We start from the raw sequence: 26,160 nt of genomic DNA on the forward strand, positions 1-26,160 counted from the left end.
AGCTAATTTTAGCTGGCCTCTTTTAATATCAATACTTCGTGGAGCAAGCCGGATCTGTGTCTGCGGGCACCAAACTGCGCAGGTACTCATATGCGGCGTACTGTGCCCGCACATGTGTAGGTTTTGCCGGCTCTATGTAACTGTTATCTACGTTTCTGGCTTTGGTATCGTCCTGCATCTGCAGGTCCAGTATAGTTCTGAGTTCTTTTATCAATTCTGGTTGCAGCAACGGGAATGCTACCTCCACGCGCCGGTTCAGGTTGCGTGTCATCCAATCGGCGGAGGCAACATAATACTGCTCATCTCCATTGTTATGGAAAACATATACGCGCGCGTGCTCCAGGTAACGGTCAACTATGCTGCGCACGATGATGTTCTCGCTTATGCCTTCTACCCCGGGGGTCAGGCAACATATTCCCCGAACCAGCAGATCAACCTTTACGCCTGCCTGGCTGGCTGTGTACAGCTTCTTGATCATACTTTCATCCTGCAGCGCGTTCATTTTCAGGATCATTCTGGCTGGCAGTCCTTTCTTGGCATTCTTAATTTCCCTGTCAATCATCTTCATAAAACGCTGCCGCATATTGATCGGGGCAACCAGCAGATGATCGAATTTTTTGTCAGGCTGCCTGTCAATGAAAAACTCAAACACCTGCTCCATGTCTTTAGTAAGGCGTGGGTCTGAGGTAAACAAGGCGTGATCGGCGTAAATTTTAGAGGTATCTTCGTTGTAGTTACCAGTGCTCAGATACGCGTAATTCACTAGTTTTCCGTTCTCGTTGCGGGTTATCAAACCTAGTTTGGAATGTACTTTCAGGTCTGGCAATCCAAAAATTACATTGGCACCTGCTTTTTGTAACTTGCCTGCCCAGAAAATATTAGATTCCTCATCGAAACGTGCTTTCAGTTCAACCACCACAGTTACCAGCTTACCGTTTTTAGCGGCCTTTACCAATGCCTTGGCAATGGCCGACTTGGTGGCAACCCTGTATAAAGTGGCACTCATGGCGGTAACCTTTGGGTCATCGGCAGCCTCGTTAAACAGGCGCAACACGTAATCGAACGACTGGTAAGGATAGTGCACCAGGTAATCTTTCTTCTTCATGGCAGCCAGTATACTTTTCTCCTTCTCCAGCTCAGGGTGAATAAGGGTTGGCTGCGGCGTATACTTCAGGTCGGGCAGGTTAAAGTCCGGAAACTGGAAAAAGTCCCTGAAGTTATGGTATTTGCTTCCTTCTACTAATTCTTCTTCAGTTATGGCTGTATGTGCCATCATGCGGTCCAGGAGCTCTTGTGGCGTCTCCGGGTCATACAGGAGGCGTGCGGGGTAGCCCGTTTCCCGCTTCTTCAGGCTCTTGCGTATTTTGGCCATCAGGTTGCCCGAGACTTCTTCTTCTATATCCAGTTCCGCATCCCTTGATACTTTAACCGCATGGGCATGGAAAGTAGCGTAGTCCGGAAACATGATAGGAAGACAAAAGCGTATCACATCGTCAATAAACATTACATACCGATGCCCTTTTACAGTTGGGAGTTTCACAAAGCGGCTGCCATGCTTTTTTGTTGGGATCTCCAGCATAGCGAAACGTTGTGGCTTTACGCTTTCTTTGTTCGGGTTGAGCATCTGGATGCCCAGGTACACGGTCTGGTCTTTCAGGAAAAGGTGCAGTTCGGTATCATCCAGGATAATGGGCAGCAATAGTGGAGCTACTGTTTCTCTGAAATAATTCATTACCCAGGTCTGCTGCGACTTATTTAAGTCGTTTTCAGTAAGCATGTGGATGTCGTGCTCACGCAGGTCGGCCAGTATGTTTTCCCGGAAAACCTTGCCGAACTCCTCCTGCTGGCGGCGGACTTCCTTTATCACCTGCAATAAGGTCTCGGTTGGTTCCTCGTCCAGTTTCTGGCGTGTCTTTTTCTTTAGCTTGATAAGGCGCTTCAGGGTAGCCACCCGTACTTTAAAATACTCATCAAGGTTAGACGAGAAGATCGCCATAAACTTTATGCGCTCCAGCAGAGGCACGCGTTTATCTTTTGCCTCCTGCAGTACTCTATAGTTAAAAGCAAGCCAGCTGAGCTCACGGTTCATGAGTGGGTAATCCGGAGATGCTTTCTGCTCTTTCTCTTTCTCTTTTTCCATCTTATTAATTAGTGTGCCTCCTCTGGAACGGCCTGCAAGGGTTAATTATCGTATTGGCATCGTGCACTGGAGAGGTAAAGGCACTTTACTTGTAGTTTTTAGGGAAGTCGTAAAACAACATCGTTGCTTTATCTTTACTTATATCATACCAGCTATCGCAGTCAAACTCCAGCGCAACAATACCTGCAGTAGGCAGACTGGCAACATGTTCCGGGGATAGCATGTTGGCAAAATCTGAGATGGCCTCGTTGTGGCCAACTATCATGAGGTATTGTACTTCAGATGGGGTCGATCTTACTGTTTCGAGTAAATCTTCTGTGCCTGCTCCATAAATTGCTTCTTTCACAACGATATTGTCAGGCTCATATCCCATCTCTCTGCCGGTAAGTGTGGCCGTTGATATAGCTCTGACTGCGGAGCTGGATATGATCATGTTTGGGTTTACGCCTCTGGAGGCTAACTCCTGCCCTATTAACTGTGCATCACTCCGGCCCCGTTTATTAAGCGGGCGGTCGTGGTCGCTGAGCTCTTCAAACTTCCAGCTTGATTTAGCATGTCTGAGAATATATAGCGTCTTCATATGGTTTCGGTTTTCGCAATCTCACTTTTGTTTAACGGGCAACAATAGTGGCTTTGCTAATTACTGAAACTATAGGTAATTGGTTGTGCGAACAAGGGTGAACGGGTGCTCAGTGGCAGAGAAAAGAAAAAAGGAGCCAACTGTTGCCGGCTCCTTTTTTCCTGTTAAAGTAATTTAAAATTTAAACGTTATTGGGATACCTCTCAAAATGTATGGCTGCCACTCTTTTCTGCAATTCTTCGCGCAACTCATCAATGTTCAGCTTATCTGTTGCAGAAATAAAAAGTGCAGGGGCATGTTCCTTCGCCATATAAGTTGCCTTCAGGTCCGAAATAGAAGGCCGCACATCGGCACCTTCTTCTTTAAGCTCCTGCTCGCGCTGCTCCAGGTATTGGTCAATTTTATTAAAAACCAGCAAAACAGGTTTGTCAGCAGAATTAATATCTTTCAGGGTTTCGTTAACCACAGCAATGTGGTCTTCAAAGGAGGGGTGCGATACATCTACCACATGTACCAGCAAATCGGCTTCACGTATCTCATCCAACGTTGACTTAAACGATTCGATCAGCTTGGTAGGCAGCTTACGGATAAATCCTACTGTGTCGGATAGCAGGAAAGGCACGTTATCGAACACTACCTTACGCACGGTGGCATCTACGGTAGCAAAAAGTTTGTTCTCCGCAAATACTTCCGACTTGGAAAGCAGGTTCATGATCGTGGATTTGCCTACGTTGGTATACCCAACTAAGGCAACACGCACAATACCGGCACGGGCCTTCCGCTGCTCAAAGTTCTGTTTCTCAAACTTTTTCAGGCGCTCACGCAGCAAAGAGATCTTATCACGCACAATACGTCTGTCAGTCTCAATTTCCGTTTCACCAGGACCCTTCATACCGATACCACCTTTTTGTTTGGAAAGGTGTGTCCAGAGATTGGTAAGGCGGGGTAGCAGGTATTGGTACTGCGCCATCTCCACCTGTGCGTGGGCCTGTGCGGTTTTAGCACGAAGCGCAAAAATGTCAAGTATAAGTAAGCTGCGGTCAACGATCTTCACCTGCAGTTCACGCTCAATGTTTCGTACTTGTGAGGGGCTGAGGTCATCGTCAAAGATCACCATGTCTATTTCGTGCTCCTTTACAAAAGCATTGATCTCATCTAGTTTGCCGCTTCCAACAAAAGTAGCCCTGTCTGGTTTATCCAGCTTCTGCACAAAGCGTTTTACAGTTTCTGCGCCGGCAGTTTCAGTTAAAAAAGCAAGCTCGTCGAGGTACTCGTTGGTTTGCTCATCGGTTTGGCGGTAGCCAGGTACGGCCACCAGTACAGCTGTTTCGCGTGGTTTAGCGGTGTCGTAATATTTCTTTTTACCCATTATTGATTTTTAAGAGTCATGGTATAAGCTGCAAGTGCTGCGGCTTCCTGCACGGTGCACTGGTTTCTGATGCCGGGCATCAGGCGGCATCCATTCCGGTTACATTTATACGTTCTTTCAGGCTTAAGTTACTTTTTGTTAACATAGTAGCACTAGCTAAGGCCTTTACCTCGTCAGGACCATTATAGTTAGCAAATGGCAGCAAATTGCCAGCTGTTCTGCTACTACAAGCACATGCTTTTGTAAAGCTGCAACTGTTTTTACATTCAGGGGTTTGATGCCTTGAACTTGCCTGGAAAACGTAAACGCAATTTACTTTAAATTTTCTGATGGTGGTCAATCGTGTTCAGTAACCATGCCTAAAAAGCAGTTTCTGAAACAGCTACCCAGCATTTTGCCTGCACTGTTAAGTGTTTAACGGGTTTATGGTTCTTTTTGCACAGGATTGGTTAACATAGATATTTGTTCTAAAGAATAGTACCTTTGCTGGCCGAGAAAGTAACTATGCGTATTGCCATTGTCATAAACACTTCCTGGAATATCTTTAACTTCCGGTTAAGCCTGATAAAGGCTTTACTGGCAGAGGGGCACGAGGTGGTGGCAATTGCCCCAAAGGATGCTTATTCCGGCAGACTGGTAGCTGCTGGCTGTAAGTTTGTGCCTGTCAAAATGGAGCAGGGCACAAATCCTTTCACCGATCTGCTCCTGGCATATAGGCTCTACAAAACCTATCGACGCGTAAAGCCTGCTGTGGTGCTGCACTACACAATTAAACCTAACATATACGGAGCCATTGCAGCACATTGGGCCGGTGTTCCTGCCATCAACAATGTTTCAGGGTTAGGTACAGTCTTTATTACCAAAGATTATATTTCAGCTATTGCGCTCAGGTTGTATAAGCTGTCTTTCCGGTATCCGGCAAAGGTCTTTTTCCAGAACCAGGACGATCGGAGACTTTTCCTACGAAATAAGCTAGTAAATGCAGATAAAACGGAGGTACTGCCCGGCTCCGGGATAGACCTGCAAGCGTTTGTGCCGGCAGAAAAGTTTAAGCGCAATAAACACTTTACCTTCCTGATGGTGGCGCGTGTGCTGTATGATAAGGGTGTTGTGGAGTTTGTGCAGGCAAGCAAGCTGGTGCAGGCAAAATACCCCGAAGTAAAATGCCAGTTACTGGGGCAGATAGCTGAGCGGAGCCGATCAGGTATTAAGCAGCAAAAGCTGCAGGAGTGGCTGGCTACCGGCGTGGTAGAATATTTGGGTGCCACTGATGATGTGGCCAGTGTGATAGCCGAAGCTGATTGCGTGGTGCTGCCGTCTTACCGCGAGGGTACCCCCCGGACTTTGCTGGAGGCAGCCGCAATGGCTAAGCCTATTGTAGCCACTAACGTTCCTGGCTGTCGTGAGGTGGTACAGGATGGTGTAAATGGCTTGCTTTGCAGGGTACGGAACGTGGAGGATCTGGCAGAGAAAATGCTGCAGGTACTGCAGCTAAATGAGGATGAGTTGGAGCACATGGGGCAGGCCAGCAGGCAGATAGCTGTCTCTAAATTTGATGACCGCATTGTGATAAAAGAGTACCTGCAGGCAATCGAGGATATAAGTAACCAGGTAATAGTGTAGAGGCGGGTTTTTTGATCTTCTAAAAATTTTGAAAACTTACCTCTTCCAATTAAAAAGTACAAGCCTTTTAATCAAGCAGAAGCAAACATATAAAACTTAATGGATCATAAGCTATTCCATATTGAAGGACTGATAGAGTTCTTGCCACGGGTGTTCAGAGATGACAGAGGCTACTTTTTAGAGACTTACAGCGAGAAGTGGTTTAAACCCTTCGGCATTCAACCCAACTTTGTACAGGATAACCAATCGGTGTCTCAAAAAGGAGTTTTACGCGGACTACATTTTCAGAAACCACCACATGCGCAGGGAAAGCTGGTAAGGGTAAGCAATGGCAAGGCCTTAGATGTAGCTGTGGACCTGCGTAGAAATTCCCCTACTTTCGGGCAGCATGTGGCTTGTATATTGGATGCGGAGAAGCACAACCAGTTTTATATTCCGGAAGGCTTTGCCCATGGCTTTGTGGCGCTGGAGGATAACACTACTTTTCTGTACAAGTGCACCGATTTTTATGAGCCTTCAGCAGAGGGCGGTATACTTTGGAATGATCCTGCACTTGGTATAGATTGGGGAATTGCGGAGCCGCTGGTATCGCCGAAAGATGAGGTGTTGCCGTTGCTGAAGCATTTTGATTCTCCGTTTTGATGACATTCAAACAGATGGATCAAGACAACACGACGCATCCTGAGTTTTTAAGTTCCGGAGGCAAGTTCGGAACAGGAATAGAGAATAATCATGCCGCTAGTTTAGCTCCAGCGTAACTGGTGGCTATCTGTGGTGCCAGTTTGTAACTGGCGAAAACCATAAACTAAACTTACGTCTTTACAAACTGGTTTTCATGCCAAACCACCAGTTACTGCTTCGCTAAAACTGGCGGCATTGGAGTATTTGTAATTGGCGTAATCATAAAACGAGAAAGCCAGCAAGTATAATTTGCTGGCTTTCTCGTTTTAAATTTCATGAGAAAATCATGCTTAATTAATTTAATCCTTCTTAATCTGTGGTTCAAGCAGCATTAACCACTGGTCAAGACAACATTAACTCATTCAAAATTACAGCACTTCCAGCAGCGTTTCCAGCCCCATGCCCCTGGAACCCTTTACCAGCACGTAGCTATCTAAAACCGGGTGGTCTTGTAGCCACTGCTGTAGTTCTGGCTTTGTCTCAAAGTATAAAAAGTCGCTGTTAACTTTGGCGGCATATTTCATATCCTTGCCGCAAAGCAGTACTCTGTCTATTGGCTGCGCTGCTACTACTTCGCCCAACGCTTTGTGTTCAGTAGCGCTTTCTGCACCCATTTCAAACATATCGCCCAATATAACTACCTTATGTGGGGCAGTCATACTGCCGAAGTTACGCACGGCGGCGGCCATAGAAGTAGGGTTGGCATTGTAGGCATCCAGCAATATAGTGTTGCTGCCCTTATGCACCACCTGTGAGCGGTTGTTTACCGGACTGTAGTTGGCAATGGCTTCGTTGGCTTTGGCTAGTGGTACTCCAAAGTATTTGCCGATACAGGCTGCCGCAGCCATATTCTCGTAGTTGTAGCTGCCTACCAGCTGCGTTTTTACAACATTGCCTTCTTCGTCTTTATACACCACAAATGGCGAAGCTTCCAATAATTCAGAATGGTAATAGTCGCCGGTGGCAGGGTAGGTTACTTTATTTTCAATGCGGCGGCTCATGCGCATCAAATGCTCATTGCCGGTATTCACGAACACAGTGCCTTTATAGTTATCCAGATGCACATAGATTTCGCTTTTACCTCTGGCAACACCTTCCAGGCTGCCAAATCCCTCCAGGTGCGCTTTACCTATGTTGGTGATCATACCATGTGTAGGTAAGGCAATGCTGCTGAGTAAGGCTATCTCCCCAATGTGATTAGCTCCCATCTCAATGATCGCCATCTCGTGCTCTGGGGTAATGCGCAGCAGCGTTAGCGGCACCCCGATGTGGTTGTTCAGGTTGCCCTGGGTATAGAGGGTTTTGAATTTCTGACTAAGCACCGCATAGATCAATTCCTTTGTAGTGGTCTTGCCGTTGCTGCCTGTTATTCCGATCACCGGGATGCTTAGCTGCTTGCGGTGGTGGCGGGCAAGGTCCTGCAGCGTTTGCAGCGTATCCTCAACCACAAACACATTGTCAGCAGCCATAGTCGGATCATCCACCACGGCATACTTTGCCCCTTTCTCCAGCGCTATTACAGCAAACTTCGCCCCTTTAAAATTAGGGCCGTTAAGGGCAAAAAACATACTTTGATCCTGGGTAGCGCGTGAGTCAGTACTTACATGGCGGCACTCCAGGTACTTTTGATACAGAAATTCGATGCTGTTCGGCATAAAACGCGTATTTTTATCTTGAAAAGATGTTGTTGCAATGGTAGCAATCGTTGTAGTAACAGTTCGCCATTTGGCTGGCAATATACATCCAAAACAGGAAACACGATAAACAATGCCCGGCTCTCCTGTTTATATCTGAAGTATAAAGTTTGTAACGAAAGCTATTCTACTACTCCAACGTATGAAAATAACTCTTACCCTTCTTTTTTTAGTGTTCGCTTACATCCATACGTTAGCACAGGAACCGGAGAAACTGGCTTTTCGCTATCGCCAGGATGTGCCGGTAACTGTTTCCGGGGGAGCATTAACCAACCCCTGGAGCGGAGGACTGAACACACCTCAATTTTCTACCATCGATCTGAATAAAGACGGGCAGCAGGATCTTTTTATTTTCGACAGGCAACTGAAAAAAGTTTTTACCTGGCTGGCTGTGCAGCAAAACGGACAGTGGCAGTATAGTTATGCGCCGGAATATGAAGTGTTTTTTCCGGCAGACCTGGAACATTGGGTGCTACTCCGGGATTACAACTGCGATGGACTAAAAGATATATTTACAAGCACCCCTCTCGGTATCAGGGTATTTAAGCAGGAGGCTACGGCAAATGGGCTGAAGTTTAGCGTAGATGCCGAAACACTCTTCTACAACAGTAGTAAGGTGAACATGCAAATGAACCGGGCCGATATTCCCGCCATTACAGACGTGGACGGTGACGGCGACTTAGATATACTGATAGCGGAGTTCTCGCAGGGCAAAACACTGGAACTTTACCGGAATGTGCAGGCCGAACTTGGTCTGGCTTGTGGTACGTTGCAATTTGTGCAGCAAAGCGACTGGTGGGGGCGTATTACTGAATGTGAAGGGTGCAACAGTTACCTGTTCAATGCTTTTTGTCGTGTAGCCGCGCCGCTGCATTCCGGCCATGACGGTTCTTCGCTTCTGCTGCTGGATATGGATGCCGACGGCGATAAGGAACTGATATCTGGTGGGGTACAATGCGATAATCTGATTTTAATGGAGAATGAGGGCAGTGCTGCAAATGCCGTGATGACAGGCTTTTCACCCGTATTCCCGACTGCTAGGCCTGCAACATTCAACAAATATCCTGCTGCTTACTACGAAGATGTGACTTTTGACGGAGTGCCTGATCTGCTTGTGGCACCCCAGGTAACCCAGGACATTTGGGACATTGATTTTCAGAACTCCTCCTGGCTCTATAGAAATACGGGAGCCGCCAATAATCCAGGTTTTAATTTTGTTCAGGACAACTTCCTGCAAAGCCAGATGATCGACTTAAGCGAGGGAGCTTTCCCTGCCTTTGCTGATCTTGATGCGGACGGGGACCTTGATATGCTGCTGGGAAATATTGCCTCTTATAAAAATAACAGCTATAGTGCCTCAATTAGCTTTTACCGCAACACCGGAACAATTACTTCGCCTGCGTTTGAGTTAGTGACCGACGATTACCTGGAGCTAAAGAACAAGCAGTTGTTTTGTATAAAACCAGCCTTTGCAGACCTGAATAATAATGGTACTCCTGACCTCGTCCTGACATATAAAGAACTGGGAGCGGGCACAACGCGCGTAAGTTTTATACCAAACAAAGCCGCTAAAGGGCAGGCTGCCGGGTATGATTTTGCCGAGATAAAGGTGTTACAGGCGCTACTGGATGGGGCTGCACCTGCAGTAGCTGACGTGGACGGTGACAATGATCCGGACCTGTTGGTGGGAATGGCTGATGGTAGTCTGGCTTTTTACAGAAATACCGGTACTGCAGCAGCGCCGGCTTATACGTTAGAGAACAATAGCCTGGGTGGTTTGGGTTTTAATTCGTCACGCAGAAGGTTGTTCCCAACAGTCGCTGACCTGGATGGAGAAGGCACTCCAGATCTTATCACAGTTGATGATAGTGGCATTATGCAGGTTTACCGCAATTTTACAAAACAACTTGGCAGCACATTTACAGCTGAAAGCAAGCTACTCGAAAACAAACTAACAGCAGATTTGCAGGTAACCCGGTTAGGCAAAGGGTTAAGTATAACTGTTGCGCCATTGGGAGGGGAAAATAAGCTGTTCGCGGCCATTGGCTCTCTGGGCGGAGGCCTATACTTACTGGAGCAAACAGCAGGCAACATGGCCGAAACTGTTGATCCTTCGGCCGGCCTGAAACTGGAGGTTTACCCGAATCCTGTGGCTAAAACCGGACGTAACGCTGTGTCTGTCAAAGCATCTGAGCCGGTGCAGTTAATAGCGTATGACGCTATTGGCCGGCTGGTGTACCACAGCGCAGGCAACTACAGCCGCAACCACAGTTTACCTGTTGCTACGTTCAAGGCGGGGATGTATATTATCAGGGCTACAGCTACAACTGGAGCGCAAGTTTCTGTAAAACTGGTTGTAGAGTAATGGAGTCTTTTCTTTATATCAACTTAACGCATACCAATGCCTACCAACAGCCTGTGCCGGAACGCATCAAAGCTGCTTTTCCTGGTATAGCTATACTTGACCTCGATGCACGATCCGGGGAGTTAGTGCAGCATTATGCCCTGCGTCTGCTCCGCGATTCTGAAAAGGGAGTAGTATGTATAAAAGTGGACGATAGCACGACGGATATTGCGGTTCTGATGCCTTTACTCGAGGAGCTGTTTGAAGAACATGCGCAAAGACTGGTATTGCTGCAGGGGCAGCATGCAAGGTTGCAGCGGATGTTCGGAGCAAGGCCTGACATTGAGTATGCTGTCGTGGAAGAAGATGAAGTTTTAAGAGCGGTAGAACGATTCCTGCAAAACGATTAATTTAAATAGCGCTAGCGTCCTTGCGCGCGACTAAAATCTAAAGTTTTGAGTCTAGACTAAAGAGATCGGCATCCAGATGTGCCGGGAAAGCTTCTCTAAAATCCTCCAGCTCTTTTTTGCTCAGCCTTACTGTGTGCACCCCCTCTGCCTCACTTGTCTCCAGTAAATGGAAACCCTTTGGATGGATAATCGCAGAGTCGCCGGAGTAAGGATGGTTATTGCCATCAATGCCTGTCCGGTTTACCCCAACCACATAAGCCAGGTTTTCTATAGCACGGGCCTGTAACAGAACACGCCATGGCTGACTTCGGACTTTGGGCCAGTTAGCCACATAGAGCAGCAGGTCATAGGAATTGCTGGCGTTGCGGCTCCAAACCGGAAAGCGCAGATCGTAGCATACCATCGGGCAAATTTTCCAGCCTTTCAGATCTACTATCAGCTTTTTATTTCCGGCTGTATACGTATGATGCTCTTTTGCCAGCCGGAAAAGGTGGCGCTTATCGTACGTTTCGTAGCTGCCATCGGGGCTAACCCAATACAGGCGATTATAATAGTTAGCATCCTCCCTTACTATCACACTACCAGTTAGCACAGCCTGGTGCTTTCGCGCCTCTTGTTGCATCCAGCTTAGCGTGGGCCCATCTGATTCTTCAGCCAGGTCAGGCGCATTCATGCTAAACCCGGTCGTAAACATCTCTGGCAGCACGATCAGGTCTGTTTGAGGAGCAGCTGCATTTAATTTTTCAGAGAACATACCTCTGTTCGCCTCAGCGTTTTGCCACTGAAGTTCTGTTTGTACTATGGTAATGTGTAGATCCATGCTGAGCGAAATCAATAAAGCAGAATAAGGGTTTTTTAAAAACTGACCAGGGCCTTTGTAGTATAAACGAAAGTAATTTTAACAGGAATGGGAAGAGCTAAAGCTTAGCCAGCTTTTCACCAGCTGCCCGTAGCGTAGCCTCACTTTTTGCAAAACAAAAGCGCAGGTATTTATTATCTGTTTTGTTGTGATAAAAGGCCGAAACCGGAATGGCAGCCACACCAATTTCCCTGGTCAGGCGCTTTGCAAAATCAAGGTCATATTCTTCAGAAATTGTGTCATACTTTACCAACTGGAAGTAAGTGCCTGCCGCTGGAATAACGTCAAACCTGGTATGCTTCAGCTGTTCCAAAAAGAAGTCGCGTTTCGCCTGGTAAAAGTCAGGTAGCTGTAGGTAGTGGCTTTCCTCTTCCATAAAATCTGCAATGGCGAGTTGAAGTGGGGTAACAGCACAGAACGTTATAAACTGATGCATCTTGCGCAGTTCGTTTGTAAGTGGAGCAGGCGCCACGGCATAGCCTATTTTCCAGCCGGTGGTGTGGTAGGTTTTACCAAAAGAAGAGATCACAACGCTTCGCTCGCGTAACTGTGGGTGCTGTAAGGCACTGTAATGCTGCTTCCCGTCAAACACCATGTGCTCATACACCTCATCGCTGATAACCAGGATATCGGTGCTTTCAATCAGCCTCGCAAGGGTATCCATGTCCTGCTTGGTCATGACGGCGCCGGTGGGGTTATGGGGCGTGTTGATGATGATGAGCCTGGTCCGGGATGAGATACTCTTTTTTACCAGGTCCCAGTCTACGCTAAAATCTGGTAAGGCCAGCGGAACGTAGATCGGGGAACCACCGCTTAAACGGATAGCAGGAGCGTAGGAGTCGTAGCAGGGCTCCAGCACCACTACCTCGTCTCCGGGCCTTACCACAGCTGTAATGGCTGCATATAGCGCTTCTGTTGCCCCGGATGTTACCGTGATCTCCGTGTCTTGATTAGGGCGGTAGCCATACATCTTTTCCGTTTTGAGGCTGATCTTTTCCCGTAGCTTCAGTACCCCTGGCATGGGGGCGTACTGGTTAAAACCTTCGTGCATATACTGTGTCACGAGCTGTATAAGTGGCTCCGGGCAATTAAAATCAGGAAAACCCTGGGAAAGGTTTATAGCCTGGTACTCGTTTGCGAGACCTGACATAACCGAGAAGATGCTGTTGCCAACATCAGGTAATTTGCTGTTCGGGTAGCTTATCATGTAGTATAGGGGCTGCTAAAGTTTGGAGCAACGAAAATTGCTTTTTTAAGTTTTGAAAAGCAAGTCTTTTACCAGCTGTTGCAGGGCTGGTACGGCGTCTGCCTCAAACCATGGGTTTTTCCGGAGCCAGAAATGGTTCAGGGGGGATGGGTGTGGCATGGGCATGTATTGTGGCAGGTACTCATGCCAGTGGGCCACTGTTTCAGTTAAGGTTGGCCTGGCTGACTTGCCCAGGAAATAGTTCTGGGCATACTTGCCTACCAACAGCGTGAGCTCTATGTTGGGGAGCTGACGAAGCAACTGCTGGTGCCAGTGCTGGGCACACTCCGGGCGGGGTGGCAGGTCGCCGCTTTTGCCTTTGCCCGGATAGCAGAACCCCATAGGCACGATCGCTACCTGTGAGGCATCATAAAATACCTCAGGACTTAGTGCCAACCACTGCCGCAGGCGCTTGCCGCTCTGATCGTTCCAGGGGATGCCCGTGGCGTGTACTTTGGTGCCTGGTGCCTGCCCCACAATTAGCAACCTTGCACTGGTACTGGCTGCTAATACAGGCCGCGGCCCCAGTGGCAGATTTTCTTCGCAAATGCGGCAAGCGCGGATCTGCTGCAGTAAACTTTCCAGTGCCTCCATAGTATAGCTTAGGAAACAAAGGTACAAACTTAAGCGCAGTAGTGGCAGCATCAGGTTGCCCGAAAGTGTAAGAAGAATGCAATGGTGTTTTAGGTTTTATATCGTTCTAATAGCATTGTTCTGGTGCCTGCCAGCAGCGGAGGCACAGGATTGGGGCGGGTATAAGAACAGCTTAACTGTTAAGTTCTTTGGACTTTCGCTGCACTTGAAAGAAAGCCCTTATCCCGAAATATTTCCGAACAGGCTTGATGATAAAGGGTATGCTGCTTTAAACTACGGCAGTATAATAGGTTATGAACGCTTTCTAGTACGCAATGACATTAGCGTGCGGGTAGAGCAGGGAATTTATGCTGACTGTGCCGGCAAACTAGCTGGTTTTACACACCTGGGGTGGCGCGGCACCATTTTCCGTAAAAGCCGACACTCCCTTAATGGCGGTTTTGGACCAACATTAGTATACCGGCATAGCTGGACAACAATTGAAAAGTATGAGGATGACGGTTATTTTAATAAGAGCGGCAACTGGCAGTATAAATTTTACTGGTATGGCGGAGAGTTCGAGTATAATTATCAGTTAAACAATAACACGGACCTATCTGTAAATCTTGTTCCCGGCATCCCGGAGCTAATCTCATTTGGGGTAGGTGTTCGGAAGCATTTTTAACGTTAAATCGTAGCATTAAAAAGGGCCGGAGTTTGTGCTTCGGCCCTTTTTAATGCTGTATAATACTATTCGCGATTTCGCTCATGCCAATAGGCATCTCTCGGGTCGCGTTTACGGCGTCGTGATTCGGGGTGTGGCAGAAGAGGGTCTTCGTACCAACGGTCTTCCACACGCTGGTTGCTGCTGTCAAAGTGTATGTCGCGCTGGCGCCAGACAGGCTCCTGGTAATGCTGTTGCTCCCCCTGCCTGTGTTGGTGTTGCCTGCGCTGGTTTGGTAACCATTCTTCCCGATGATACCTGCCTTGATCTTCAAAGCGGCCAACATCTCCGTGTTGCCATTCTTCCTGATGATTCAGGTGAATGTATGGGCTTGGTTCGCCCCAGCGGCTTCTGAAATCATTAAAATTATCCTCGCGCGCATGATTGGGATGTTGCTCCCGCCGGCGATGCTGTGCACGATAGTGTATATGCCTTGGGTCATGTTCGTCGTGATGCATGTTGTGGTTTTTTAGGTGAGACAATCGGTTCCTGATGGGGCGTCTATAATCTATGTACGCTCTGATAATCAGGATGTTTGGTAAGAATATAGACAAAAAAAGAATTAAAACCAAGAAAGCCGGCATAGTCTGCCGGCTTTCTTGGTCACTAACTAAAACTAATCTATTACCAAATCTACCTAATCAGGCATTTATACGACTTATCTTCGATAGCGTTGAGTTCGGTCTATATCTTTGTAGTAATCATCAGAGCCAGTGTCTGTTTCATCTGCCCAGCGAGGCCCTCCTTCGTAGCCTCTGTCAAAGTTACGGTCACGGTACGGCTCTGACCCATGGCGCTCAGCCGGATCAATTCTCTCAGCCCGCGACTCATAATGACGATGCTGCTGATATTCTGGGTCATCGGAATGCCAGATATCATTCCAGGTGTCCTTTACCTTGGTAAAAAAGCCCCGGTGGTCGTGAGATTGATTGTGTACGTCTGGAGTGTACCTGCCTTCACGGTACCAGTTATGTGATCCGCTGCCATACCGGAAGTCGTCTTCTTTATAACGGCTTCTGCTGCCAGGGCCTTCGCGCCAGATATTATTCTGGTAGTCTGTCCTGTCGGAGGTGGTCCCTTGCAGCGCCCCGCCGGGTGCGTGTGGCCTGCGCATGCTGTGTTGCTCGCTGTGCCTGTACTCATCTCCATGATCCAGGTAGCTGCGCTCGTTGCGGTAAGGGCTGTTGGGGCGACTGCCATAGTGATCTCTCAAATGGGCGTTGCGGCCCTGGGCATAGGTGCTGTTTCGATCGTGCTGATAGTTCTCACCATACTTGCGTTCGGGTGTTTCCTGGGCACCGCGTGGGCTAGGACCAGTGTGGAAGTAATTACCTTCGTCCCATTCGCGGTTATCATGGCCACGATAGCCGTAGCGTTTCTGTAGTTCTTTATCTTCCTGATGCAGTTTTCGGCCCATGCGCCAGTTCTCTTCTTCATGGCCGCTGTATCTGCCTGTCATGTTTGCCATAGTTTTATGTTTTATGGATAGTTTACAATATAAACCCGCACAGTACGGGTTTATATTTACGTTGTTGAGGGATTGATAGTTAGAGGCGACGGCAGCGGTAAAATGACAACGGCACCCCCTGTTAAAGGAAGTGCCGCAGAAATATAAGGTACGCAGTTACTTAAAAATACTCCCGCATTACGTCGCGAACGTCACCCTCGGTTAGAGGCTTGGAGTAGTGCTGGCGCACATCAGGGAACTGCTTTAGTTTTTCAAGGTCATAAAAACTGGCAGAAGAGGTTAACATTAACATTACAACCTTATCTTTATCCTGTTGGTCAAGTTGCTGATACTCCTCCAAGAACTCAAACCCATCCATTACCGACATCTTGATGTCTACAAAGATCAGATCGGGACGAGGGTACTCAGGTTCTCCTGCAAAGGCCTTGTTCAGATAATTTAATGCTTCCTCGCCGTTTGTAACTACTCTTATATCCGGCGCTACCTCCATACGGGTAAGCAGGCGGTGGTTAAGGTAGTTTGTAGTCTCATCATCATCAATGAGCAATATTGTGTTCAGCGATTTCATGGTACTATTCAGTTTAATTCTTTATCTTATTATGCTTGAAATAGAGTAAAAATGTTGTGCCTTTTCCTAAACTACTTTCCACATTAATGTAACCCCCATGGTTTGTCAGGAGCCTGTTTACAATATACAAGCCTAACCCTGATCCGTTTACATGGTTATGAAAGCGCTTGAACATCTGAAACAATTTACTCTGATGTTTGTTCATATCCAGCCCAAGTCCGTTGTCCGAAATCCTGAGCTCTACAAAGTTATCCTTTATTTTGGTGCTTATTTTTATTTGTGGCGTGCGGTCTTGTGCCCTGTACTTAATGCTGTTGCTGATAAGGTTGTAGAGCACACTTTTCAGACTGCCTTTGGTAAAGTAAACGTAAGGAGCCTCGGCAAAGTCGGTGGTAATTTGTGCATATGTTTCCGTAATCATGTTCTGCAGGCTCAGGGCCACATCCTGTACTACAGCTCTTATAGGTACTTCTTCCAGATCGCGGCGCTTTGTTTTCTGCACTTTTACCACTTCTGATAGTTCGTGGATGGTATTATGGATCTGTTGAAGCGACTTGTTAAACAGTCCTATCATTTTAGGCGCTTCAGGATCTGAAAATTCGGCGCTTTGAATAAGTTCTTCAAAGATGCCTGCCATATTAATAATGGGCAATTTCAAGTCATGCGAAGCAGTATATACAAAGCCGTCCAGGTCTTGGTTGATGTGCTCCAGTTCCAGATTCTTTTCTATAAGGCCTTCCTCTGCTCTTTTATGATCTTCTATGTCGATACAGGAGCCAACCCACTTTTCAATTCTGCCCTGTGCATCACGCAGGGCAACACCTTTGCCCAAAAACCAGCGAAAAGGACCCTGTTTGCCATTCCTGATACGGTATTCTATTTCATAATTTATACCGGAGTTCACTGATTCCATCCAGCGCTCTATGGTGCGTTGCTGGTCTTCGGGGTGTATGGCGCTTAGCCAGGAGTCAAAGCCCAGACTTTCTGCCTGCGTTAGCCCCGTGTACCTGATCCATTGCTCATTAAAATATTCAGTAATGCCCTCGGGCGTGGCAGTCCAGGTCATATGCGGCAGTGAGTCGAGTAGCTTACGCATCCAGTTTAACTGGCTTTCCCGTTCTTGCTCAATCTTCTTCTTCTCAGTTATATCCAGCATAGCGCCAACCATACGGGTGGGTTTATCAGAAGCATCCCTGATTACATAGCCCTGGTCATGTATTATCTTATAACTGCCATCGGCACATTTAAAACGGTACTCCTGCTCCCAGAATGTTTCATTGGAATTGATAAAACTATTAATACTATCCTTCACGCTGGCGGCATCTTCCGGATGTATCCGCTCGGTCCAGAATTCGATTGAGGTAGTTGACTTGTTTTCGTAGCCAAACAAGGTATAAATACCTTCATTCCACCAAAGCTTATCGTTGTGCAGGCTCCAGTCCCAGATCACGTCATTCGTTGCCATGGCAATACGCTCAAATCGTTGATTACTTTCCCGGAGTTCCTGCTCCCGTTGCTTTTGCTGCCCCAGGTCAACCATGGAGCCCAGCATGCGCTCTATGTTACCTGCTTCATCATAAAAGATGTAGCCATGATCGAGCACCTCTGCATAAGTGCCGTCTGCACGTAAAAAGCGGTACTTGCCTGTCCAGGTCCTGCCTTTCGTTTGTTTTACCAGTTCCAGGTCAGCTATGATGCGTTCATAATCTTCGGGATGAACATTTTTATCCCACTCCTCTAAACTCGTTAGTAGTTCCTGGTCAGAATAGCCGAAGTTGTTTTTATAAGAGGGACTCCAGATAAGTTGGTTCTTAGGTATGTTACACTCCCACACAACCCCGCCAATGCCTTCTGTTAGTGCACGAAAGTGGTCAACTGACTTCTCGGCTTCGCGCTCCGTGATTAGCTCTGGCGTATAGTCGCGTAATTCCTGTAGTATGTAAAGCAGGCTGCCAGTGCTGTCTAAGATTGGGGTAAGTGTGCTTTCCCAGTATTTTTCTTCTACACTGTTAACTGTTTCACCGGAATTCCTGATATCGTAACGAAGCAGAGGCCCCTGGAGAGGCTTTTTGTGCTCGATCACCCGCAAATAGGCTTCTTTTGCATTTTGAATAGCCTTTAGCTGTAGTGAATTCGGATTATCCGTGAATACATCAAATACATAACGCCCGATAATTTCTTCTCGCGTTCTTCGGACGGCTCTCAGGTAGCTGTCGCTTACTGCTAAAATGTGCAACTCAGGAGAAAACACTATACTCGGGCTATGCAAGGCCTGAAAAATGAGTTCGAAGTTGGCGACTGTATTTAAAGCGAGTGGACTTTCCATAATCAAGTAGCACCCTGACTTTTGACAGGTGCTAAGCTAATTTAGAGGATTGAAAAGGAAGGTAAGGACAAATTTTTAAAACAGCAGCAGCTATTAAAAAATTAGCGTCAGATGAAAAGCACTATCTTAAAAAAATTATTAGAAGACCAATTGGTCAGGAAATAATTTTCTGAAGCCTTAGTGCCATTTCTGCGGCTTCACGTTTGGCTTTAACAGCCTCCGTTACTTCTACTGCCGATATTAATACGCCTTCTATGTCTCCTGAATTATCCAGGATCGGCTGGTATTTAATATCGAAATATACTTTTTCAGAGTTACCGTGCTGGTGGCGGTCATATAATGTAGAATACTCATCTATCTGCACAATTTCTCCCTTGTGGTAGACCTGGTTTAGCAGGGCAATAAAACCGGACTCCTTAAACTCCGGCCACAGTTCGGCTGCGGTTTTTCCGATATAGCCACGGCTGCCATAGATGCGGTATACGCCAGGAGAAACATAGCGGCAAACGTGGTTAGGGCCTTCCAGCAAGCACATATGAGCAGGGGACAGCTTCAGGATGTTTTCCAGTTGCTGGTCTTTAAAACGGATCTTCTCTAGTATCTGCTTTTGTTCTTCTATATCTGTGTAAGTGCCTATCCAAAGTTTTACATTGCCATTCGGGTCATACATAGGCACCCCCCGTTCCAAAAAGGTGCGGTATGTGCCGTCCATAAAATCCCGGATCCGGTACTCTATTTCATACAGGTTGCCTGTGTTTATAGCCTCGTACCAGGCGGTCAGCACATCGGCTGTATCTTCGGGGTGGATAACGTTAACCCAGCCCTCAGTCTGGCCTTTTTGCATGCCCGTGTAGCTGTACCAATTATCATTAAAATAAAGCACTTTGCCTTTCGGGTCTGCAGTCCAGGCCATGTGGGGCAGGTTTTCCAACAAGTGTCTGAAGCGGGAATCGCTTTCCTTTAAATCCTCTTCCACACGCTTGCTACGCGACAGGTCAATGATGGAACCTATCGTTCGAGTGGGCTGGCCCTGGCAATTGTATATAATATAACCCTGGTCTAATACATGCGCATAGTCTCCATTCGCTTTTCTAAACCTGTATTCTCCAGTCCAGATCTTTTTGCCGGTAGAAGTAGCTTCATATATACTGCTTTGTAGTGCTTTAAAATCATCAGGGTGTACACGACTGTCCCAGGACTCACCACCTGGGCCCATCTCTTCAGGTGTATAGCCAAAGACTTCAAAAAGACCTTGGCCCCATGTTAACCTGTTATTTACCATATCGTATTCCCAGGCTACAGCATTCAGGGCACTGGTAAGCAGGTGCAGGCGTTCGGTATGGTGTTCACGGGCCTCTTCTGTTAACACCTTTTCAGTTATATCGCGTGCCTCGTGCAGCAGGTAAATAAGCTTGCCTTCTGCATCGAAGATCGGTGAGTTGGTGGGGCTCCAGTAGCGCGTTTCAAAAGCATTGCTATTACCTTCTGCTACAGGCAGGTCATAGCGAAGCACTGGCATAGTATGTGGCTTTTGTTCCTGCAACACAAAGCGTAGCGAGTGTTCGAACTCACCTGCCGAATCCAGGGTAGGCGTGGCAGGGTTATTTGGGAACACATCAAAAAAATATTTGCCCGTAATCGCTTCCCTCGTAACCATTGTTGCCTGTAAATAAGCGTCTGTGGCATCGAGAATTGTAAGGTCATGATTGAGTATCAGATACACACCCGGTAAAGCTCGGAATACAGGTCCTAATACCGATGTAGAATGTGAGATGTTTGATGGCATCAGGACACGTAGCTGAAAGGGTAAATAAAATAGGTTTAAAGCCGAAAACTAAATTAAGTAAAAATGCTTAGTCCGGCAATAAAAAGTATGGGTTAAATTATATTTTAAGGTTATAACTTTAGTTAGAGCGGTACGACTTAGGGTAAAAGTGTTAAAGGGAGTGCTTATAAAAAAGCTTTAGTTCTTATACTAATGACAAGAGCAGATAAAAAAAGAGCAGGAATTTAAATCTATTCCTGCTCTTTTTTATGAAGTAGTATGGTTGCGATATCTTAAACAGATATCGCCTCTTTTACTCCAAATCCTTCGAACACCTCTTTGGCATCAATCAGGTTCTGGATGTCTTCCACAATTACGATAAGCTTATTTTTTGCTTCTTTCAGGCGCGAACGGCGCGGATGCTGCTGCACATACTTCAGGATGTTTCCAAAGGTATCTGACTGGAAGTACTTGTCGTTGTTCTCGCTTGGCAGATAGCCTTTCAAAACTTCTTTTTTAATTGTGAGTTTCTCAAAGCCCAATTGTTGCGCCTGCCAGCGTAGCTTCACTATTTCTACGAGTTGCTGGACCTGCTCCGGCAGCGGACCGAATCTGTCTACTATACTTGTGCGGAGCTTCTCCAGTTCCTGCAGGTCTTTGGTGCTGTCGAGTTTGCTGTAGAGGTTCAGGCGTTCCGAAATATTGCTCACGTAACTCTCCGGAATCAGCACTTCCATATCTGTCTCGATATTACACTCCAGCACTGGCTCCATAAATTCTGCCAGGTTATCACCCAAAAACAAGTCCCTGAACTCAGTTTCTTTTAGCTCTTTTATGGCATCGTCGAGCACCTGGTGATACATTTCAAAGCCCAGGTCGGTGATAAAGCCGCTTTGCTCTCCACCCAGCAAGTTTCCTGCTCCACGGATATCCAGGTCGCGCATCGCGATCTTAAAGCCTTCGCCCAGATCAGAGAATTCCTCTAGTGTGCTCAGGCGTTTACGTGCATCGGAAGGTAGGCCGGCTACAGGTGGTGTTAACAGATAGCAATATGCTTTTTTGTTTGATCGCCCCACGCGGCCACGCATCTGGTGCAGGTCCGATAAACCGAACATATGGGCGCGGTTGATAATGATAGTATTGGCATTCTCGATGTCCAGGCCCGACTCAATGATGTTAGTGGACACCAGCACATCATACTCGCCATTTACGAACTTCATCATGCGCTTCTCCAGTTTCTCCGGTTCCATCTGCCCATGAGCATATGTTACCCGGGCATCCGGTACATGGCGCAGGATCATATCCGCTATGGCTTCAATGTCTTTGATCCTGTTATGCACGAAAAACACCTGGCCGCCCCGTTTCATTTCATTTACTACGGCATCCCTTATAAGGCCTTCGTCGAATACATGCAGCTCTGTTTTTACCGGCTGGCGGTTTGGCGGAGGGGTAGCAATTACAGAGAGGTCTCGTGCACCCATCAGCGAGAAGTGCAGCGTGCGCGGAATAGGCGTAGCAGTAAGCGTAAGTGTATCCACATTTATGCGCATCTCCTTCAGCTTGTCCTTTGTCTTCACCCCAAATTTTTGCTCCTCATCTATTATAAGCAGCCCAAGGTCCTTAAACTTTACATCCTTGCTCACAATGCGGTGCGTGCCTATTAATATGTCTATTTTCCCTTCGGCTACGCGTTTTAAAGTTTCTTTTGTGTCTTTTGCCGTTTTAAAGCGGTTCACATAGTCCACTGTTACCGGGAACTGCTCCAGCCTGTCGCGGAAGGTACGGTAATGCTGCATGGCCAGGATCGTGGTTGGCACTAGTATGGCCACTTGCTTTCCATCACAAGCTGCTTTAAAGGCCGCACGTATGGCTACTTCGGTTTTACCGAAACCTACATCACCGCATACCAGCCTGTCCATCGGGTGCGGCTGCTCCATGTCGGCTTTCACATCTTCCGTAGATTTAGCCTGGTCCGGGGTATCCTCATAAATAAACGACGACTCCAGCTCGGCCTGCAAAAAGCCATCCCGTGAATAAGCATAGCCTGGTGCTGCCTTGCGTTTGGCATACAGGCTAATAAGCTCGTGAGCAATATCCTTAACCTTGCTTTTAACCTTTTTCTTCTTGTTTTCCCACTCCGGCGAACCCAGTTTGCTCATGCTCGGCGGACCACCTTCTTTGCCGCTATACTTTGAGATCTTATGCAGCGAGTGAATACTAACGTACAGCAGGTCGTCGTCGCGGTATACCAAACGAATCGCCTCCTGTAAACGTCCTCCAACTTCTACCTTTTCCAGGCCGGCAAAGCGGCCGATGCCGTAATCGACGTGTGTTACATAGTCTCCGGGCTGCAGCGATCGCAGCTCTTTCAGGGTCATGGCCTTGGTTTTGGAATGCCCTTCCTTAGCCTTATGCTGATAGAACCTGTCGAACAGCTGGTGATCGGTATAGCAGGTTAATTTAAGCGTGTGGTCGATGAAGCCTTCGCGCAGGGAAACCGGCAGATGCTGGAATCTAACATCGTGGTCCAGTTCATCAAAAATGAGCGTGAGACGGTTGATCTGGCGGGGTGAGTCCGTTGCGATCACGTTAACAAAACCATCGCCCTGGTGCTCATGCAAATCTTTTACCAGCCTGTTAAAGTCTTTGTTAAACGATGGCTGGGGCTTAGCCTGCAGCTGCATAACTTCCGCAGACTTAAAGTGGAAGCGCTTGCCGATCTCTACGATAGTATATTTATCCAGCAGCTTTTTGAACTGCTTCTGCGTCTGGAACAGTTGCTCGGGGTCCGACACGATCTGCGTGCCGCCGCTGCCTGCCATCAGCTTCTCGAAGTTATGCGATGCCTTATCAAAATACTCATCGATCACATCCAGCGTCAGGCGCACATCCTTAAACCAAAGCGTTGTATTTTTAGGAAGGAAATCCAGGAAAGCCTCCCTTGTTTCCTGTAGTAGTTTTGTCTGTACGTTAGGTATGATAGAGATCGCTTTCTTCGTTTCTACCGATAGCTGTGTATCGGGGTCGAAGGTGCGTATACTCTCTATTTCATCTCCAAAAAGTTCTATACGATAGGGCAGGTCGTTGGCATAAGAATACACATCCACAATACCACCGCGCACCGCATACTGGCCTGCTTCATATACAAACTCGGTTCGCTCAAAACCATACTCAGCCAGCATTTCGCTTAAAAAGGCTGTATCTAGCTTTTCACCTACCTTGGCCCCGAGCGTGTTCTCGACAAGCGATTTTTTATTGATCACCTTCTCTGTCAACGCTTCCGGGTAGGTCACGATCAATTCACCTTTACCAGTTTTCTGGTTCAGGCGATTGAGCACCTCCGCCCGCATCAGTATGTTTGCGTTCTCGGTATCGTCGAAGCTATAAGGCCGCTTATAAGAAGTAGGGAAAAGGAGGATCTCCTTCTCTTCGCCAAGCAGGTTTTTAAGATCGGTATAGAAATAGGCAGCCTCTTCTTTATCGTGCATCACGAAGAGTTGGTGCCCGTAGTTCAGGGTATAAACTGCCGATGCCAGCACAGCATCCAGGCTGCCCGCCATCCCTTTGATCTGCAGGCGGTAAGGTTCGTCTGCCTTCAGCCGCTGGGCAATGGTCTGCACCACACCATCGAGGCGGTAAAGCTCTAAAAAATCAGTTACTTTCATTTAACTAAATAACAAAACAGCAAAGGCAGAACACAGGGCTTATATAATAAGTCGTGTTCTGCTTTTAGTTCTTCTACAAAGATACTACAAGTTAATGTTTTATCAGAACAGGATGAAGGGGGAGAAGGTTGCGGAGGGAGATATTATTGTTCAGCACTTTAGATATTGTTTCTTCGCAAACTCTAAATGAGTTTCATATGATCATGCTTTCCATAATTTTAATATTACTATTTCTTTATAAACTATTGGTTTTATAAGTCGTAAATAGGAAAACATAAGTTCTGAAGTACTTGATCTCATTTATAAGCTTACTGATTATGGATAAAAATTTTTACAAAATTGTAAGGGGTTTAATTCACCCAAAGCTTGAGTATTATTTAGAGAAGGTGGAGTTAAAATACATAGCTTCATTTGTTATAACACTCTTCTTGTGTACACAGCCCCTGCTGGCTCAGACCACTCTTGTTAAGGTGTGGGATAAGACCTACGGTGGAAGCCAGTTTGATTATCTGTCTTCCGTTATACCAACTTCAGATGGAGGCTATTTGCTGGCAGGAACAACTGAACCAGGCGTCAGCAGCGATAAAACGGAGGGCTCCCGAGGTGGGCAGGATTATTGGGTAGTAAAGCTGAACGCTGATGGCAGCAAAGCCTGGGACAAGACCTACGGAGGAAGTGGGAATGACTGGCTGGCTGCAGCAATTGCTACCTCTGATGGTGGTTACCTCATCGGGGGATACTCTTATTCCGGGAAAAGTAGTGAGAGGACCGAGCAATCCAGGGGCGATGCAGACTATTGGGTGGTGAAGCTGAACGCTGATGGAAGTCAAGATTGGGATAAAGCTTATGGAGGAGCAGCATATGATGAATTAACAGCCTTAACGGCAACCGCTGACGGAGGATATTTATTAGGGGGGCGCTCTTTGTCAGGGATAAGTGGAGAAAAGTCAGAAGCGTCCAGAGGAGGTGCTGATTACTGGTTAGTAAAGATTACTGCTGATGGCAGCAAGGTCTGGGACAAGACCTACGGAGGGGATGGAACAGACTGGCTGCATGCGCTGACAAAAACGTCTGATGGGGGGTATGTACTGGGCGGATCCTCTTCTTCAGGAGTAAGTGGGGAAAAATCAGAGGCATCTAGGGGTAACTCAGACTATTGGGTGTTGAAGCTGAATACTGACGGTAGCAAGGTATGGGATAAGACCTATGGAGGTAGCAAATTAGATGATTTCAGGGCATTAACTATTACTATGGATGGTGGATACCTACTGGCAGGTTTATCAGAATCAGGAATAAGTGGAGAAAAGACAGAGGAATCAAGGGGTGGTGAAGATAGTTGGGTAGTAAAGCTGAACGCTGATGGCAGTAAGGCCTGGGACAAGACTTACGGTGGTAGCGCCAATGACTGGTTTAGTGCTATTGTCGCGACTACCGACGGTGGCTTTTTGCTGGGAGGTGGCTCAGGTTCAGGTGCTGCCGGAGACAGAACGGAGGCCACTAAAGGAGGGTATGACAACTGGGTAATTAAATTAAATGCTGATGGCAGCAAGGCCTGGGACAAAGCTTTTGGTGGTGACGGCGATGACTGGATCGAATCTATTGCCAGCACCTCAGACGGAGGTTACATACTAGCGGGAGCATCCGACTCTGGCATAAGTGGCGATAAGTCTGAGCCTGGCAGGGGGGATAAGGATTATTGGGTGATAAAAGCGAATGTTGGCACGCTAAGCGCCGGTTCGCCCGAAAAGAACAGCCAATATCTGGAAGTATATCCAAACCCTAGTATAGGTGATGTTAACCTTGCTTTTAAAGATCTAAAAGGCAATCCGGGTACTGTACAACTAACAATTTGTAATAGCACCGGACAGGCTGTTATGCAGCAGGCTATTGCTGCACACCAGTTACAAACTGGTGTGCAGCTTTCTACAGATGGTTTGGCCAGTGGTATATACTTCCTCCGATTGCAGGTTGCAGGAAAAGAAATCACTAAAAAGCTTGTACTACAGAAATAGCAGCATAACTATTCTTTGCAGAACCTATTTTTATTAGCGGCACCCTCTGAGGCTACGGCAGCGGAACAAGGTGCCGCTGATGGTTTATAAGCAGGTATAAGAGAGTGATGTTC

The 26,160-nt window shown here is 47.1% G+C and carries 19 protein-coding genes; 6 read left to right on the forward strand and 13 right to left on the reverse strand.

Annotated elements, in window-relative coordinates; genetic code table 11:
• Positions 1 to 28: 28 nt before the first annotated feature.
• The 3 genes from ppk1 to hflX form a co-directional block, all read right to left on the reverse strand.
• Complete coding sequence (gene ppk1, locus ACSX1A_RS18580; protein ID WP_439881135.1) at positions 29 to 2,140, reverse strand: polyphosphate kinase 1; 2,112 nt, start codon at positions 2,138 to 2,140, stop codon at positions 29 to 31.
• Positions 2,141 to 2,225: 85 nt separating this feature from the next.
• On the reverse strand, positions 2,226 to 2,720 hold the full coding sequence (locus tag ACSX1A_RS18585; RefSeq protein WP_439881136.1) for a SixA phosphatase family protein: 495 nt from the start codon (positions 2,718 to 2,720) through the stop codon (positions 2,226 to 2,228).
• 181 nt (positions 2,721 to 2,901) lie between these two features.
• Positions 2,902 to 4,089, reverse strand: coding sequence for a GTPase HflX (gene hflX, locus ACSX1A_RS18590; protein ID WP_439881137.1), 1,188 nt, complete (start codon positions 4,087 to 4,089; stop codon positions 2,902 to 2,904).
• Positions 4,090 to 4,593: 504 nt separating this feature from the next.
• Here hflX and ACSX1A_RS18595 point away from each other — a divergent pair.
• Positions 4,594 to 5,712 carry a glycosyltransferase family 4 protein gene (locus ACSX1A_RS18595; protein WP_439881138.1) on the forward strand — a complete coding sequence of 373 codons (1,119 nt, stop codon included), beginning with the start codon at positions 4,594 to 4,596 and terminating at the stop codon, positions 5,710 to 5,712.
• Between the two features lie 99 nt (positions 5,713 to 5,811).
• Positions 5,812 to 6,354, forward strand: a complete 543-nt coding sequence (gene rfbC, locus ACSX1A_RS18600) for a dTDP-4-dehydrorhamnose 3,5-epimerase (RefSeq protein ID WP_439881139.1) — start codon at positions 5,812 to 5,814, stop codon at positions 6,352 to 6,354.
• A 407-nt stretch (positions 6,355 to 6,761) separates the two neighbouring features.
• Here the strand turns inward: rfbC and ACSX1A_RS18605 are convergent, their stop codons facing one another.
• Entirely contained in the window at positions 6,762 to 8,048 is a 1,287-nt protein-coding gene (locus ACSX1A_RS18605) for a UDP-N-acetylmuramoyl-tripeptide--D-alanyl-D-alanine ligase (protein ID WP_439881140.1), read from the reverse strand.
• A 181-nt stretch (positions 8,049 to 8,229) separates the two neighbouring features.
• Between ACSX1A_RS18605 and ACSX1A_RS18610 the strand changes: the two genes are divergently transcribed.
• A complete protein-coding gene (locus ACSX1A_RS18610) occupies positions 8,230 to 10,452 on the forward strand; it encodes a T9SS type A sorting domain-containing protein (protein ID WP_439881141.1) in 2,223 nt (740 codons plus the stop codon).
• On the forward strand, positions 10,452 to 10,841 hold the full coding sequence (locus tag ACSX1A_RS18615; RefSeq protein WP_439881142.1) for a hypothetical protein: 390 nt from the start codon (positions 10,452 to 10,454) through the stop codon (positions 10,839 to 10,841). The genes ACSX1A_RS18610 and ACSX1A_RS18615 overlap by 1 nt, the downstream gene beginning before the upstream one ends.
• 37 nt (positions 10,842 to 10,878) lie before the next feature.
• Here the strand turns inward: ACSX1A_RS18615 and ACSX1A_RS18620 are convergent, their stop codons facing one another.
• The 3 genes from ACSX1A_RS18620 to ACSX1A_RS18630 all read right to left on the reverse strand — a co-directional run bounded on the left by ACSX1A_RS18620 (position 10,879) and on the right by ACSX1A_RS18630 (position 13,540).
• Positions 10,879 to 11,661 (reverse strand): amidohydrolase, encoded by a 783-nt coding sequence (locus tag ACSX1A_RS18620; protein ID WP_439881143.1) that lies wholly within the window; start codon positions 11,659 to 11,661, stop codon positions 10,879 to 10,881.
• A gap of 97 nt (positions 11,662 to 11,758) precedes the next feature.
• On the reverse strand, positions 11,759 to 12,907 hold the full coding sequence (locus ACSX1A_RS18625) for a pyridoxal phosphate-dependent aminotransferase (protein ID WP_439881144.1): 1,149 nt from the start codon (positions 12,905 to 12,907) through the stop codon (positions 11,759 to 11,761).
• 45 nt (positions 12,908 to 12,952) lie between these two features.
• Positions 12,953 to 13,540, reverse strand: a complete 588-nt coding sequence (locus tag ACSX1A_RS18630; protein WP_439881145.1) for a uracil-DNA glycosylase family protein — start codon at positions 13,538 to 13,540, stop codon at positions 12,953 to 12,955.
• Positions 13,541 to 13,616: 76 nt separating this feature from the next.
• On the opposite strand from ACSX1A_RS18630, the gene ACSX1A_RS18635 reads away from it, so the two are divergent.
• Positions 13,617 to 14,204: a hypothetical protein gene (locus ACSX1A_RS18635; RefSeq protein WP_439881146.1), complete on the forward strand. Its 588-nt coding sequence runs from the start codon at positions 13,617 to 13,619 to the stop codon at positions 14,202 to 14,204.
• A 65-nt stretch (positions 14,205 to 14,269) separates the two neighbouring features.
• Here the strand turns inward: ACSX1A_RS18635 and ACSX1A_RS18640 are convergent, their stop codons facing one another.
• The 6 genes from ACSX1A_RS18640 to mfd all read right to left on the reverse strand — a co-directional run bounded on the left by ACSX1A_RS18640 (position 14,270) and on the right by mfd (position 24,035).
• Positions 14,270 to 14,701, reverse strand: a complete 432-nt coding sequence (locus ACSX1A_RS18640; protein ID WP_439881147.1) for a hypothetical protein — start codon at positions 14,699 to 14,701, stop codon at positions 14,270 to 14,272.
• A gap of 200 nt (positions 14,702 to 14,901) precedes the next feature.
• Entirely contained in the window at positions 14,902 to 15,711 is an 810-nt protein-coding gene (locus ACSX1A_RS18645) for a hypothetical protein (protein ID WP_439881148.1), read from the reverse strand.
• 160 nt (positions 15,712 to 15,871) lie between these two features.
• Entirely contained in the window at positions 15,872 to 16,279 is a 408-nt protein-coding gene (locus tag ACSX1A_RS18650; RefSeq protein ID WP_439881149.1) for a response regulator, read from the reverse strand.
• Positions 16,280 to 16,292: 13 nt separating this feature from the next.
• Positions 16,293 to 18,605, reverse strand: coding sequence for a PAS domain-containing sensor histidine kinase (locus tag ACSX1A_RS18655; RefSeq protein ID WP_439881150.1), 2,313 nt, complete (start codon positions 18,603 to 18,605; stop codon positions 16,293 to 16,295).
• 154 nt (positions 18,606 to 18,759) lie between these two features.
• A complete protein-coding gene (locus ACSX1A_RS18660) occupies positions 18,760 to 20,391 on the reverse strand; it encodes a PAS domain-containing protein (protein ID WP_439881151.1) in 1,632 nt (543 codons plus the stop codon).
• A 272-nt stretch (positions 20,392 to 20,663) separates the two neighbouring features.
• Positions 20,664 to 24,035, reverse strand: a complete 3,372-nt coding sequence (gene mfd, locus ACSX1A_RS18665; RefSeq protein WP_439881152.1) for a transcription-repair coupling factor — start codon at positions 24,033 to 24,035, stop codon at positions 20,664 to 20,666.
• A 317-nt stretch (positions 24,036 to 24,352) separates the two neighbouring features.
• Between mfd and ACSX1A_RS18670 the strand changes: the two genes are divergently transcribed.
• On the forward strand, positions 24,353 to 26,047 hold the full coding sequence (locus ACSX1A_RS18670; RefSeq protein ID WP_439881153.1) for a T9SS type A sorting domain-containing protein: 1,695 nt from the start codon (positions 24,353 to 24,355) through the stop codon (positions 26,045 to 26,047).
• Positions 26,048 to 26,160: the final 113 nt, after the last annotated feature.

It is taken from the genome of Pontibacter sp. MBLB2868 (genome assembly GCF_051904785.1).
GTDB lineage: Bacteria > Bacteroidota > Bacteroidia > Cytophagales > Hymenobacteraceae > Pontibacter.